Below are 14,936 nucleotides of genomic sequence, written 5' to 3' on the forward strand. Positions count from 1 at the left end.
AGCGCCATCGCTTCCGGCCTTACGCGGCGACGCAATCGGCAAAATACTCGACAGTCCCATCAAGGCCGGTGATTTGAACCAAGCCATGGATGTCCGTCTCAAACCCCGGACAATCACGGGCGAATTCGCGATTGAATTTGAGGTATTCGACAATCTTGCTGTTGAACACCTCACCCGGAATAAGCAGCGGAATACCCGGCGGGTAAGGCGTGATCAGGCTCGTCGTGATCCGCCCCTCGAGCGCGTCGATCGGCACACGCTGCGTTGTGCGTTGCGCGATATGCGCAAAGGCGTCCGAAGGTGTCATGGCGGGGGTCAGATCGCTCAGATACATATCCGTTGACAGGATCGCGACGTCGTATTTCGCATAGAGCTTGTGCACATGTTCGCAAAGATCGCGCAGGCCCATCTGTTCATAGCGCGGATGTTTGGCGCAGAACTCCGGCATCGTGCGCCACATCGGTTGGTTCTTGCCGTAGTCGTCCTTGAACTGCTGCAACGCAGCCAAAAGCGTGTTCCAACGGCCCTTGGTGATGCCGATGGTGAACATGATAAAGAAACTATAAAGGCCGGTTTTTTCCACCACGACCCCGTGTTCGGCCAGATATTTGGTAACGATCGACGCAGGAATGCCCGCCTCTTCGAAACGCCCATCAAGGTTCAGGCCCGGTGTGATGATCGTGGCCTTGATCGGGTCCAGCATGTTAAAGCCCGGGGCCATATCCCCAAACCCGTGCCAAGCGTCTTCACCGTCAGAGGCCTGCACTCCTTCTTCATCGGTGCGCTTGAGCACCCAATCCTTGGCGCGGCCGATCCCCTCTTCTTCGAGCGCATCAGGGCCCCAGACCTTGAACCACCAGTCATCAGCGCCAAACTCGTCATCAACCTTGCGCATGGCACGGCGGAAATCGAGCGCTTCCTGTATGCTTTCCTCAACGAGGGCCGTGCCGCCCGGAGGTTCCATCATGGCCGCGGCCACATCACAGCTTGCGATGATGCTATACTGCGGGCTGGTGCTGGTGTGCATCAGGTAGGCTTCGTTAAAGAGGTGGCGATCCAGTTTGGTGTCTTGCAAATCCTGCACCAGCACATGGCTGGCCTGACTGATCCCTGCCAAAAGTTTGTGAATCGACTGGGTGGCATAGGTCACCGAATGCCGTGGCCGTTCCCGTTTGCGCCCCATCGAATGGAAGTTGCCGTAGAACGGATGGAAGGCCGCATGGGGCAACCATGCCTCATCGAAATGCAGGTTCTCGATATAGCCGTCCAGCCGGTCCTTGATCGTCTCGGTGTTGTACAGCACACCATCATAGGTTGACTGGGTCAGCGTCATGATACGCGGCTTGACGGTATCGGCGTCGATATGCGCCAGCAACGGGTTGGCGCGGATCTTGTCACGGATGGCTTCGATCTCGAACTCGCTGCGCTGAATCGGGCCGATGATCCCGAAATGGTTCCGCGTCGGTTTCAGAAAGATCGGGATCGCACCGGTCATGATGATGCTGTGCAGGATGGATTTGTGGCAGTTGCGATCGACGACAACAACGTCGCCGGGGGCAACCGTGTGATGCCAGACCATCTTGTTGCTGGTGCTGGTGCCGTTGGTGACAAAGAAACAGTGATCGGCGTTGAAGATACGGGCGGCGTTGCGTTCCGACGCGCCGATTGCACCATTGTGGTCCAACAACTGGCCCAGTTCCTCGACCGAATTGCAAACGTCGGCGCGCAGCATGTTCTCACCGTAAAACTGGTGATACATCTGGCCAATCGGGCTTTTGAGGAAAGCAACGCCGCCGGAATGGCCCGGGCAGTGCCACGAATAAGAGCCGTCATCCGCATAATCCAACAAAGCCTTGAAGAAGGGCGGCTGGATGCCTTCGAGATAGGTTTTCGCCTCGCGAATGATGTGCCGCGCGACGAATTCGGGCGTATCCTCGAACATGTGAATAAAGCCGTGCAGTTCGCGCAGAATATCGTTGGGCAGATGGCGTGCGGTTTTTGTTTCACCGTAGATGAAGATCGGCACATCTGCGTTTTTCCAGCGCACCTCTTCAATAAAGGCGCGCAGGTTGACGACCACGGGGTCAATGTCAGGGCCCGCGCTGAACTCTTCATCATCAATCGACAAAAGGAAGGCGCTGGCGCGGGATTGCTGCTGTGCGAACTGGGACAGGTCACCGTAGTTTGTAACGCCGACGACCTCGACACCCTCGTTTTCGATGGCCTGTGCCATCGCGCGAATACCCACCCCAGAGTTGTTATCCGACCGGAAATCCTCGTCGATAATGAAAATGGGGAAACGAAACTTCATGATGCTTTCCTAGCTCCAGACTTGGTGGATGACGCCCTCTTGAGAATCGACACAAGCAGCGTTTCGAACCACGATCGTTGCCCACTTATGGGGCTACTTTCGGGCTGATGTCCATGGTGGCCCATATACTTCCCGCTGGCAGTCACCTGCGCCGCAGGTTAGACATATCATGCATCCTTGAGCAGGCCGGAGAGCATATATCACCTTCGCGGTCGCCTGGATATGACGTCAGGACATCCGAAGGATCGCAATATGACTGCCCAGAACAAGACACCGGCAACGACGACCACAAATATCATGACGTGGCTGCAGGAGCACCCCGAGATCGAGAGTGTTTTTGTCTGTGTTTGCGATCTGAACGGCACGATGCGCGGCAAGCGGCTGCCGATTGAAAAGGCGCGCGCGTCGCTTGACGGCGGGCTGCGGATGCCACTGTCGATCCTGAGCATGGATGTCTGGGGCGAGGATATCGAGAACAACGAACTTGTTTTTGAGACCGGCAATTCCGACGGGATCTGCGAACACACCGGCCGCCCGCTTGTCCTGATCAACTGGACCAGCCAACCCTCGGCCTTGGCGATGTTCTGGATGCATACCGATGACTGCAAACCGTTTCTGGGCGATCCGCGCCATGCTCTGGCCAATATCGTTGACCGCTACAAGGCACTGGGCCTGACGCCCGTCGTGGCAACCGAGCTTGAATTCTACCTGTGTGATCCCAGCGAAGAGCGCCCGCAGCCACCCTGTTCTCCTGTTACCGGCAAGCGGCTTGACTCAGACGGCGCCTTATCCCTCGATGAATTGCAGCATTTCGACAGCTTCCTGAACGATGTCTATCAGGCCTGCCATGAACAAGGCATTCCCGCAGATGCCGCAATCTCGGAAAACGGAGCGGGGCAATTCGAAATCAACATGATGCATGTCAACGATCCGCTTCAGGCCGCTGACGATGCCGTGCTGTTCAAGCGGTTGGTCCGCGGGATCGCGCGCAAGCACGGCTTGGCCGCGACCTTCATGGCCAAACCCTACGGCGAACGATCCGGTAGCGGCTTTCACGTGCATTTCAGCCTTGTCGATGAAAACGGCGTCAACCTGTTCGACAACGGCGGCGCGGAAGGCACACCGCTGATGCTGAATGCCGTGGCAGGGCTATTGGAGACGATGCAGGAAAACACCCTGACATTTGCGCCGCATGAAAATTCCTACCGGCGCTTGCTACCGGGGGCACATGCCCCGACCAGCGTGGCTTGGGGCTATGAAAACCGCACCGCCGCAATCCGCATTCCCGGCGGCAACCACAAAGCGCGCCGGATCGAACACAGGGTCGCGGGGGCTGATGCGAACCCGTATCTTGTTGTCGCAAGCATTCTCGGCGGCGCGCTGGTTGGCATCGAAGAGAAAATGCAGCCCGCCTCGCCCATCGAGGGCGATGCCTATAGTCTGAAACTTGATAACCTGCCGCTTGATTGGGCGACAGCGATTCAAGCATTCAACCGCGGCAAGCACGTGCAGAATATTTTTTCCAGACGCCTGCAAACGATGCTGGTGGAATGCAAGACGCAGGAACTGAAACGGTTTGCGCGCCACGTCACGGATTTCGAATTCCACAGCTATCTGGAAACCGTCTGACGGCGGTCCAAAGCCCGCGCCTGATCCGCTCAGCTTGCCTTTGCTTCGGCTTCCAGCGCAAAGCACGCGGCGTAACCGGTCTCTGTCGCGACCTGATGGGGTGCATCAACCTTGCAGCGGTCCATGGCCAGCGGGCAACGTGGGTGGAAGGCACAGCCAGGTGGCGGATTGATCGGGTTCGGGATTTCACCGTCGACAGGTTTGCGCCGCCGTCCCGATAGCGCCAGATCAGGCACCGCATCCAAGAGCATCTGCGTATAGGGGTGCTGCGGGGACGAGAACAGCGTCTTCCCATCGGCCACTTCGACCAGACGGCCCAGATAAAGCACACCAATCCGGCTCGCCATGTGCCGCACGACCGAAAGGTCATGGCTGATGAAAAGATAGGTCAGGCCCATTTCGTCTTGAAGGTCCTTCATCAAATTCAGAATTTGCGCCTGCACTGACACATCCAGCGCCGAGGTCGGTTCGTCACACACAATGAATTCCGGTTTGGACGAGAGCGCGCGTGCAATCGCAATGCGCTGGCGCTGGCCGCCGGAAAACTCATGCGGGAACTTCTCGGCGTCTTTGGCGGACAGGCCCACCGTATCCAGCAATTCACCCACACGGTTTGTCACGTCAGCCCCTTTGAGCAGGCCAAACGTGTGGATCGGCTCGGCGATGATATCACCAACGCGCCAGCGCGGGTTCAGGCTTGCGAAAGGGTCTTGAAAGATCATCTGGAACCGGCGGCGCAGATCACGCATTTCGGTCCCTGTTGTACCTGTCATCCTATGCCCGTCAAATTCGATGGTGCCTTCGGATGCCGTAAGCAGGCCGACAACCAATTTGGCAATTGTCGATTTACCCGACCCGCTTTCGCCGACCAGCGCAAAGGTTTCGCCACGCTTGATTTCGAAGCTCACGTCGGCCACCGCCGTCAGGAACTGCTTTTCATCGCGTTCCAGCAACCGGTTCAGGAAGGGTTTCGAGATATCGAAATACCGCGTCAGGTGTTCGATCTTCAGCAGCGCATCAGCCATTCGCTTGCTCCTTTGCAGGTGTGTCGATGGCATCATATAGCCAGCAGGCAACCTTGCGCCCGTCTGCATCGCGCAGGACAGGTGCTGGGCGTTCCTTAAAGCAACGGTCAAACGCCTTTTCGCAGCGCGGATTAAAGGCGCAGCCCTGTGGGATAGCATTCAGCCGGGGCATTGCACCCGGGATCTGCACCAGCCGTGCGTCGGTTTGCGTCAGCGTCGGGATCGAGCCCATCAGCCCTGCGGTATAGGGATGTTCAGGTGCGGTGATGACCTGCCGCACAGGTCCGATCTCGGCAATCCGGCCCGCATAGAGCACCGCCACACGATCGGCGGTTTCGGCGATCACGCCCATATCATGGGTGATCAACATCACAGCGGCACCCCGTTCCGCGCAGATTTCCTTGATCAGGTCGATGATCTGGCTTTGGACCGACACATCAAGCGCTGTTGTGGGTTCGTCCGCGATCACCAGCTCCGGCTCGGCGCAAAGCGCAAGGGCAATAACAACGCGCTGGCGCATGCCGCCCGAAAAATGGTGCGGGTAATCGTCGATGCGCCGCGCCGCCGCAGGAATACCCACACGGTCAAGCAAGGCAATGGCCTTTTTGCGGGCCTCACTTTCGGAAATATCCGCATGGGTGCGGATGGTTTCGATCAACTGCTGCGCCACGGTATAAAGCGGGTTCAGGCTTGTCAGCGGGTCCTGAAACACCATGCCGATCCGCTTGCCACGGATCCGGCGCATGGCTTCGGCGCCCAGATTGTCAATCCGTTCGCCTTTGAGCAGGATTTCACCGCCGGCAATGCGCCCCGGTGGTTCCAGAAGGCCGATGATCGCAGCACCGGTTAGCGATTTGCCCGCACCGGATTCACCGACCACCCCCAGCACCTCGCCGGGCATGATATCAAAAGACACATCGTCAATCGCGGTCAGGACGCCGCGACGTGTCGGGAATTCGACCCGCAGGTTACGGACGGAAAGCAAAGCATCGGTCATAGTTGTCACCTTAGCCGTGGGTTCAGCGCGTCGCGCAGCCAGTCACCCAAAAGGTTGACCGACAAAGCGAGCAGCAAGAGTGCGATAGCCGGGAACAGCAAAATCCACCATTCGCCAGAGAAGAGATACTGCTGGCCAATCCGGATCAGCGTACCAAGGCTCGGTTGTGTCGGCGGCACACCGACGCCCAGAAAGGACAGGGTTGCTTCGGCGATAATCGCAAGCGCCAGACCGATCGTTGCGATCACAAGCACAGGTCCCATCACATTGGGCAGGATATGGCGCAAGACGATGCGCGCAGGGTGCACCCCGATGACGCGGGCGGCCTGCACGTATTCCTTGGATTTCTCGACCATGGCGGCACCGCGCACGACGCGGGCATATTGCACCCAGTCCGACAGACCGATCGAGACGATCAATACCCAGATCGCAACCTCTTCACGCATTGAAGGCGGGATGAAGCCGCGCGCCACACCAAAGATCAGCAATGCAATCAGGATGGACGGAAATGACAACTGCACATCCGCAATACGCATGATCAGGCTATCGACCCAGCCACCGCGCCACCCCGCCAACAGCCCGAGCCCGATGCCCAGCACCAAGGCAAACACCACGGCAGAGAAGCCCACAAAAAGCGAGATCCGCGCGCCATAAAGGATTGTCGAGAAGATATCGCGGCCCTGATTGTCGGTGCCCATCAAATAGGTATTGCCGGTAAACTGGTTCGGCTCACCGGGCGGCGTGAAACCGTCCATCAGGTTCAGCGACGCCGAATTGAACGGATCATGGGGTGCAATCCATGGTGCAAAGACGGCCCCCAGCACGATAATCAACGCGATTATTGCGGCAACAATCGCGACCGGTGAATTACGGAAGGACCAAGCGATATCACTGTCCCACATGCGAGCAAGGCGGTTCATGTCAGTAAATCCTTAATGCCGTGTCGCCGCGCGATCGACGCGCAGCCGCGGATCAACCGCATAATACAGCAGATCAACGATCAGGTTGATGATGACGAACACGAGCGCAATCATCATCAGATAGGCCGCCATCACAGGTACATCTACAAAGCGGACCGAGTTGATAAACAGCGCACCCACGCCCGGCCACTGGAAAACAGTCTCTGTGATGATGGCAAAAGCGATGATCGATCCCAGTTGCAAACCGGTAATCGTAATCACCGGCACCATGGTGTTCTTGAGGGCATGGCCAAAGTTGACCGCGCGATTGCTCAGGCCACGTGCCCGCGCGAATTTGATATAGTCGGTGCGGAGCACTTCGAGCATCTCGGCACGCACAAGGCGCATGATCAGCGTCATCTGATAAAGCCCCAGCGTAATCGCGGGCAGGATCAAAGAGGCGCGGCCCGTGGATGTAAGAAAACCGGTCGTCCAGCCGCCGATCTCTACCGTTTCACCACGCCCGAAACTGGGCAGCCATTGCAGCTCGACCGCGAAAACCCAGATCAGCAGCACACCGATCAGGAACGTGGGCAGCGACACGCCGATCAAGGACACTGTCATGATCGTGTTCGACACCCAACCGTTGCGTCGCAGTGCTGTGTAAACGCCAAAGCCGACACCAAAGACAAAGGCCAGCACCCCCGACACCAGCGCAAGTTCCAGCGTTGCCGGCAAGCGCGACAGGATCAATTCCATCACTGGCTGTTGCAGCCGGTAGGAAATACCAAAATCGCCTTGGGCGGCGCGCGTCACGAATGTCGCGAACTGGCTCAGGAACGGATCGTTCAAACCCAACTGGTCGCGCAACGCTTCGCGGTCGGCGATTGACGCTTCCTGTCCGACCATCGAATTGATCGGGTCACCGACAAAACGAAACAGGGCAAATGACACCAAAGCCACGACAAGCATCACCAAGACGGATTGCAGGATACGGCGGATGATATAGGCCAACATTCTGGAACAGCCCCTTCATTGATGTGCGAATAGGTCAGCCCCATTGACACAAATACAAATTGCCCGCGTGGCGCTAAACCACGCGGGCAAAAGGTTCAAGACGTATTAGTTGTTGAAAGTGACAGTCGTCATCTTCGGCTGGTTTTCAGGATGCACATCAAGATTGATGTCGTCACGCATCGCATAGGCCAGCATCTGGTTGTGTACGTTCAGGAAAACGCGGTCTTCCATCACCTGATCCCAGATTTCCGCGATCGTCGCATCGCGTGCTTCCAGATCGGTCATGGTCGCCAGAGCCTCGATTTTCGCATCAACCTCGGGGTTGGAATAACGCGATCCGTTATATGCGCCATAGGCGTCTTCACGGGTGTGCACGAGGAAGTTGAAGATATAGGCGCTGTCAAATGTCGGTACACCCCAGCCCAGCAGATAGAAATCGGTTTCCCAGTTTTCGATCAGCGGGAAGTGCAGGCTGCGTGTCTGCGACACCAGATTGGCGCGGATGTTCGCGCGGCCCAGCATGCCGACCATCGCCTGACAGATCGCTTCGTCGTTCAGATAACGGTCATTCGGGCAGTTCAGATCAACCGAGAACCCGTCAGGATAACCCGCTTCCACCACAAGCTGCGCGGCGCGTTCCACATCTGGTGAACCGTAAGCGTTCATCTCTTCGGTCCAGCCGTTCACGAATGGCGGCAACGGGGCCGCTGATGGCTGTGACTGGCCACGCATCACGACCTGCTGGATCGCGTCGCGATCCAGAACGAGGGCCATCGCTTCGCGGATCTCAGGCTTTTTGAAAGGGTTGTCGGCTGCATCAGAGGACCGCAGCGTGTCCGACACCATGTCATAGGCGAAAAAGATGTTGCGGTTTTCAGGGCCGGTTGTGATCTTGACGCCATCAGTCTGCTCAAGGCGTGCGATATCCTGCACGGGCACATCCTGTACCACATCGACTTCGCCCGAAAGCAGAGCGGCAACGCGGGTCGCAGCCTCTGAAATCGGGGTGTAGATGATCTCGGTCACGGCCGGGGTTTCGTCCCAGTGGCCGTCAAACGCAGCCATGACGGTACGCACTTCGGGATCACGCGATACCAGCGTGTAGGGGCCGGTCCCGTTGGTGTTGCGCACGGCAAAGTTTTCCTCACCGGCAGCAAAGTTCTGTGGTTCAACCACGTCGTTTGCCTCGGCCCAACCTTGATCCATGATGAAAGTGTTTGTCAGGTTCTGCACGTAAAGCGGCGACGGGCCGGTCATTTTGACGTGGACGGTATAGTCATCCACCATCGACACGCTTTCAACGGCACTGTGCAGCGCCTTGAAGCCCGAGCTTTCGGCGCGGACACGGTTCAGCGAGAATACAACATCTTCGGCGTTGAACTCGGAACCATCATGGAACGTCACACCTTCGCGCAGCGTGAAAATCCAGACAGAAGGGTCTTCTTCGCTGATGCGCCAGTCTGTTGCCAGACGCGGGGTCAGCGAACCGTCCGTCGCACGCCCCACAAGCGTTTCATAGATGTGGTGCAGCAATGTCGACGTCGGACCTTCGTTCTGGGAATGCGGATCAAGCGTCAGCGCATCAGCGACACGTGCCCAGCGCAGTGTCTCGGCGTTGGCAGACACCGAGGTCATTGCGAGGGCGAGGGCGGACACCGAAAGCATTTTTCGCGCATGCGCGAAGCTTTGATCCTTGGTAAATATCGACATAGAAGTCTCCTGCTGGTTGAGATGATGATTTGATTTTTTGCTGTCACGCACTGTGCAGGGTAAATCCCCGAAGTGCCAGAGCATGCTGTTTTGTGCTCGATTTTTTCGGGACAGACAACACCCTGGTTTTGGAAAAACACCACTGATTGTGCCCTCACAGTGCGGCAGCTGTCGCATTGTCCTGCACCCACCTGCCATGATGCGGAAGCGCGGTTCGATAAAAAGATGCGATCTTCCCTCTCGTTGAATTCCGCGTAATGTCAGCTACTTCCTGTATCAGGAAAAGGTAATTTCATGACAAAACATAAAGAAAAGAAGACGATTGAGGATGCCACGAGTCTTGCTCCACGGCTGATATACGAGGTAATCCGCCGCGAGGGCGAAGAGGAACTGCAAAGACCTGCGAAGTCACTGATCTGGTCTGGCATTGCGGCAGGCCTGATGATCAGCTTTTCCGTTCTTGGCGAAGCGATCCTGCGGACCTATTTGCCCGACATGCCCAGCCGTCACTTGATCGAAAACCTTGGGTATAGCTTCGGGTTCTTGCTCGTGATCCTGGGGCGTCTGCAATTGTTCACAGAGAACACAATCACAACTGTGTTTCCCTTGGTTGCAAAACCGACACTCCATATGCTGACAAGTGTCCTGAAGCTTTGGGGCATTGTCTTGGCGGCAAATGTGGTGGGTGCGCTGGCGGCGGCCAGCCTGTTCGCGTTCACTCCCGCTATTCCATCGGATCTGCTTCCGGCGATCGCAGCGCTGTCCGAACATGCGCTTGGGTATGATCCGGCAACAGCGTTTATGCGCGCCATTCCGGCGGGTATTCTGGTAGCGGCTCTGGTGTGGATGATCCCGCAGTCAACGCATTCTGTCTTTTGGCTTATTGTGGCGATCACATGGCTGATCGCGGCAGGGGATTTCGCGCATATCGTGGCCGGATCGGTCGAGATGTGGTTCTTGCTGGTCACTGGCGCAACGACGGCAGGGGACGCTGTCCTTGCGTTTTTCTTGCCCGTCCTTGCAGGCAACATCGTGGGCGGCACATTGGTCTTTACCATGCTGGCATGGGGCCAGGTACAGGAAGAGATCGACGAGAACCCGAAAGAGTGAAAGGCACCCGCGCCATGCAGTACCGTACCGGAGAGGGCGTAATTGCATGGTGCCGACGCCTGCAAAAGGCGCAATGCTCTTTGGCAAAATACCTGCAAATCTTGAACTTTGCGTAACAAAGCCTATCTGTATCTCAGGCCGCGCCGAGATTGATTGGCGCGAAACGACGCAAGAAAGAGGGGCGGAATGCCACAGCAAGACCGACCTGGAGCGCCTGAGACGCATGAATATGCCGTCCGCAAGAGTGGCCGCGCCGTAGCCTTCTAATCCCTCAAATTCCGCGCAAGGCATCGCCAGTCACTGGCCGTGTCGCCGCGTCTGATCCGTTCCAGCCCCCACGCTGACGGACGTTCCATCATTATCAAGACACGTACGAAGAAAGGAATTTCTCATGCTATTTTCAGTAAACGATCTTTTTGGATTTTTGGCCCAAGCGGAGGACTTCAAAGCCTCTGTGATCGATGCCTTCATTGACCGCAAGACGATGAAAATCAAACACCTTGCCATTGATACGGGTGGCTTATTGTCCAATCTTACCGTCGTGGTTTCGGCCGACAAAATTGGCAAGATCGACCCGGACGACCGTTTGGTGACGCTGCAACTGACCAAAGCTGACGTGGAAAATCTGGAAGTCATTGAAAAGGTGGGCCTTGATGACGGGCTGCAATTCAGTGACATCCCCTCGTTGATCCTTGGACCGTCCAGCAAGGACGTCGCTGCCACGTTTCTGCAAAAGAACGCACCGGACGGAACGCTGTTGTCAGCGCGCAATGTCTCGGGATCTGTCGCCTGTCACGGGGAAGAGAACCTTGGCAAGGTGATCGGCCTTCTGGCTGGTTCTGCGGACCTGACCGTCAGTCACCTTGCCGTGGATACAGGCGTGGTCTTGCCCGAAACACAACGTGTCCTGCCGATCAATCTGGTGGAAACTGTCGGCAATGCCGATACCAAAACAGTGCTCACGATTGATGCAGCGACGCTGGACGCCAGTCCGCAGCTTGAAAATACCGCCGCCCTTGACCGGCACTGGGCCGATAAGGTGGCCACATACTATGGTGTCTTCTAGTCCAGGCCGTTCTGCCGCGCGACATAATCGACAAGATGCGGCACATAATCCTCTGGCCCGCTGCCCCCGGCGGCGCTGGCCAGAGCGAAACTGTTTTTCACCGCATTGCCGATAGGATTGGAAAGCGCGACACTATCCGCCATCGCCTCAAGATAGCGCAAATCCTTGAGTGCATTGGTCAGTGTGAACTTATGCGCCTCGCGGTTGCCCTCAACCGCGTAGCCCATGAAGGTTTGATAGAAACCGCAATCCATCCGGCTTCCACGAATGACGGAATCGAACTGATCAACCGAAATGCCAACCTTGCGCGAGAGTGCCAGCGCCTCGGAATAAAGTGCTGCATAGCCAAGCGAGACAAAGTTGTTGAGCAGCTTCATCTTGTGCCCTGCCCCACACGGCCCGATGTGCACAATGGCGCCGGCCCAGCTTGCGATCACGGGTTCGAGCCGCGCGAAAACCTCGGCATCCGCCCCGACCATTGTGGCCAATTCCCCCTGCTCGGCCTGCACAGGCGTGCCACCAAGCGGCGCATCGGCCATGTGGCACCCGGCCTCTGCCAGTTTTTGCGCCAATGTTATTGTCGATGTGGGATCAGAGGTCGAGCAGTCGACAACGATGCTGCCGCGCTTGAGCGCCGGTAACAGCGCGCCAACGATTTCTTCGACCTGCGGCGATCCGGGGGCGCAGATGTGGATCACAGAACATGTCGCAGCCATTTGGGTCAGGTCGCCAACCTCAACCGCGCCAAGCGCTGTCAGGCTCTCGATCGGGGTCCGGTTGCGGTGGGCGATCACCGTGACAGGATAGTCCGCCGCGAGCAGGTTCTTAGCAATCCCGTGCCCCATTAGGCCAACACCAACAACACCGATTGTTTCGTTTGTCATTTGGCCAGCACTCCTTTGATTTATCTGTCGTAATTTACCATCACGCTGCCTCTGCCCAGCCTAGGGTTTTCATGACAGGAAAGCCAGATGCGTACAGTCTATGGCTTATGCCGGAACCAGCACCTGACTACGTTATAAAAAGGGGTGCCTCGGGCTTGAAAATTTGAATCTATCGGCGCGTTGAACTAATTTTTGCCACAGTTTTTGTGTCCTTTGTATGCAACCCGTTTCATTGTGTTATTTTTCAGAGCATTCCACGCTTTCAGAAGAGACTTTTCATGGCCGATATTCCCAATAATGCCTCAACCTCTGCAACGCTGACAATTGGAGGCAGCCTTACAAGTGCGATCGACAGTAACGGCGATCGCGATTGGGTGCGTATTGATCTTGGACCGGGACAGTTTGTCGAGATTTCAATGGAAGGTATCAGCCTCGCCGACCCTTTCTTGCGGATCTATAACGCTGACGGTGACCTCGTTGCCCTAAACGACGACTTTAACGGGCGTGACTCACAACTCACGATTGGCGGCCCGAATGGCGGGACATTCTATATCGAGGCTGGGGCATACAATGACAGCGGCACCGGCACTTATGAGTTGACGGCAGTGTCTGTTCCGGCACCGTCACCGGTGGACACACTTGATTCCGGTCTGGCCCGTGGTGACAGTGATAACATCGTAACCGTGTATTTTGTCGATGCTGGCGATCAGGCGGAATTCGGACGGCTGACAACGGACCCGAGTGCTGATGTCGTTTCAGAAGGCTGGAGCACCGATGAACGCAACGCGGTCATGACGGCATTGGGGGTCATTTCAAATTATGCCGATGTGTCTTTTGTTATCTCGAATGATCCACGGGCAGATTTCCAGTTGGTGTTGGATGACTTCGGTGATGCAGGATTGCTGGGTTATTTTTACCTCCCCAGCAATGCGAGCTACACTGGCGAGTCAATGGGCGCATTCAATAGCGGTGGCTTTGGCTGGTCAAATGGGCTTACCGCTGGCGGGCTCGGGTTTTCGACGGTCATTCACGAAGCCCTCCATGGCTTGGGTTTGGACCACCCGCATGAAGGCGACTCGGTTCTGCTGGGTCTGAACCCTGAGGCCTTCAACTTCCCCTTCGGGGACTACGGTGACTTTGAGCTTAACCAAACCGTCTATACGATCATGTCATATAATGGCGGTTGGAACGGCGCATCACCAACGACAAATTCCTATGGCGATGCCGCAAGCCCGATGGCGCTCGATATCGCGATGTTGCAAGAGCTCTATGGCGCGAACACCACCCACAACAACGGCAACAACACCTATGAACTGGCCAGCGCGAACGCAGTCGGAACAGGTTGGGTTGCGATCTGGGATACAGGCGGGGTTGATACAATCACATATAGCGGGACCCGCGATACCGTCATTGATCTGCGGCCCGCGACGCTGGAGTATGAAGTTGGCGGCGGCGGTTTCATCTCGAACGCCTCGGGTATCCAAGGCGGCTTTACCATCGCAAACGGTGTTGTGATCGAAAACGCAACAAGCGGCAGCGGCAATGATATTCTCGTCGGAAACGACGCGGACAATGTTCTGACCGGAAACGGCGGCAACGACCTTTTGATTGGTGGTCACGGTCAAGACACGCTGAATGGCGGTGCTGGCAACGACGACATATCCGGCGGGACCGGCAGTGACGTGATTGATGCAGGTGCCAACAACGACGCAGTCGACGGAAACTCTGGCAACGACACGATCTCGACAAGCGGCGGGACAAACACGATTTACGGCAGTTCCGGGAATGACCAGATCACAGGAGGCACGGGTGCCGACACAGTCTATGCCGGTAGCGGCAACGATCAGATTATAGGCGGCGGCGGCAATGACGCGCTCTTTGGTGGCCGTGGCAATGACACCATCCAAGGCGGTGGCGGTGCGGACGACATCACAGGTGGTCTGGGTCAGGACACGATGACCGGCGGGAGTGGCGCCGATGTCTTCATCTTTAATGCGATCAGCGACAGCTGGGACAACAACCGAGACACCATTACAGATTTCGAGACCGGGACGGACCACATTGATCTCAGCATGATTGACGCCAATCTGTCGCTTGGCGGTGATCAGGCATTTACCTTCAACTCTGGTGGCGCGCCGACAAATACGGCTGGCGAGATTTGGGCGACAATGTCCGGCAGCGACACCATCATCTTTGTTGATCAGGACGGCGACGGAATTGCGGATATGGGTATCACGCTTGAAGACACCACAGGCGTGACTGCAGGTGATTTCATCCTTTAACTTGCG

The 14,936-nt window shown here is 56.7% G+C and carries 11 protein-coding genes and 1 pseudogene; 4 read left to right on the forward strand and 8 right to left on the reverse strand.

Features of this window, described 5'->3' with window-relative positions; genetic code table 11:
• Positions 1-19: 19 nt before the first annotated feature.
• On the reverse strand, positions 20-2,311 hold the full coding sequence (locus SJY29_RS13595) for an Orn/Lys/Arg decarboxylase N-terminal domain-containing protein (protein WP_400083813.1): 2,292 nt from the start codon (positions 2,309-2,311) through the stop codon (positions 20-22).
• A 252-nt stretch (positions 2,312-2,563) separates the two neighbouring features.
• Between SJY29_RS13595 and SJY29_RS13600 the strand changes: the two genes are divergently transcribed.
• Positions 2,564-3,940: a glutamine synthetase family protein gene (locus SJY29_RS13600; protein WP_400083815.1), complete on the forward strand. Its 1,377-nt coding sequence runs from the start codon at positions 2,564-2,566 to the stop codon at positions 3,938-3,940.
• Positions 3,941-3,969: 29 nt separating this feature from the next.
• Here the strand turns inward: SJY29_RS13600 and SJY29_RS13605 are convergent, their stop codons facing one another.
• From SJY29_RS13605 to SJY29_RS13625, 5 genes are all read right to left on the reverse strand, one after another.
• Complete coding sequence (locus SJY29_RS13605) at positions 3,970-4,965, reverse strand: ABC transporter ATP-binding protein (RefSeq protein WP_400083817.1); 996 nt, start codon at positions 4,963-4,965, stop codon at positions 3,970-3,972.
• Entirely contained in the window at positions 4,958-5,962 is a 1,005-nt protein-coding gene (locus SJY29_RS13610; RefSeq protein ID WP_110278036.1) for an ABC transporter ATP-binding protein, read from the reverse strand. Before SJY29_RS13610 ends, SJY29_RS13605 begins: the two co-directional genes overlap by 8 nt.
• Before the next feature lie 5 nt (positions 5,963-5,967).
• Positions 5,968-6,882, reverse strand: a complete 915-nt coding sequence (locus SJY29_RS13615; protein WP_110278035.1) for an ABC transporter permease — start codon at positions 6,880-6,882, stop codon at positions 5,968-5,970.
• Positions 6,883-6,894: 12 nt separating this feature from the next.
• Entirely contained in the window at positions 6,895-7,878 is a 984-nt protein-coding gene (locus SJY29_RS13620) for an ABC transporter permease (protein ID WP_400083819.1), read from the reverse strand.
• Between the two features lie 105 nt (positions 7,879-7,983).
• On the reverse strand, positions 7,984-9,588 hold the full coding sequence (locus SJY29_RS13625; protein WP_400083821.1) for an ABC transporter substrate-binding protein: 1,605 nt from the start codon (positions 9,586-9,588) through the stop codon (positions 7,984-7,986).
• A 294-nt stretch (positions 9,589-9,882) separates the two neighbouring features.
• Here SJY29_RS13625 and SJY29_RS13630 point away from each other — a divergent pair, with 294 nt between their 5' ends.
• Together SJY29_RS13630 and SJY29_RS13635 are read left to right on the forward strand one after the other, a co-directional pair.
• The gene (locus SJY29_RS13630; RefSeq protein WP_400083823.1) at positions 9,883-10,698 is read left to right on the forward strand and encodes a formate/nitrite transporter family protein; all 816 of its coding nucleotides are present in this window, start codon (positions 9,883-9,885) and stop codon (positions 10,696-10,698) included.
• Positions 10,699-11,089: 391 nt separating this feature from the next.
• Complete coding sequence (locus tag SJY29_RS13635) at positions 11,090-11,764, forward strand: hypothetical protein (protein ID WP_400083825.1); 675 nt, start codon at positions 11,090-11,092, stop codon at positions 11,762-11,764.
• Here the strand turns inward: SJY29_RS13635 and SJY29_RS13640 are convergent.
• Both SJY29_RS13640 and SJY29_RS13645 read right to left on the reverse strand, forming a co-directional pair.
• Positions 11,761-12,201, reverse strand: coding sequence for an NAD-binding protein (locus tag SJY29_RS13640; protein ID WP_400088936.1), 441 nt, complete (start codon positions 12,199-12,201; stop codon positions 11,761-11,763). The genes SJY29_RS13635 and SJY29_RS13640 overlap by 4 nt on opposite strands.
• Positions 12,175-12,690 (reverse strand): annotated as a pseudogene (locus SJY29_RS13645) (NAD(P)-dependent oxidoreductase); the annotation flags it as partial. The gene SJY29_RS13640 and the pseudogene SJY29_RS13645, both read right to left, overlap by 27 nt.
• A gap of 236 nt (positions 12,691-12,926) precedes the next feature.
• On the opposite strand from SJY29_RS13645, the gene SJY29_RS13650 reads away from it, so the two are divergent.
• Positions 12,927-14,930: a M10 family metallopeptidase gene (locus SJY29_RS13650; RefSeq protein WP_400083827.1), complete on the forward strand. Its 2,004-nt coding sequence runs from the start codon at positions 12,927-12,929 to the stop codon at positions 14,928-14,930.
• Positions 14,931-14,936 lie beyond the last annotated feature (6 nt).

This window comes from Yoonia sp. R78084 (genome assembly GCF_044595625.1).
In the GTDB taxonomy this organism is placed as follows: Bacteria; Pseudomonadota; Alphaproteobacteria; order Rhodobacterales; family Rhodobacteraceae; genus Yoonia.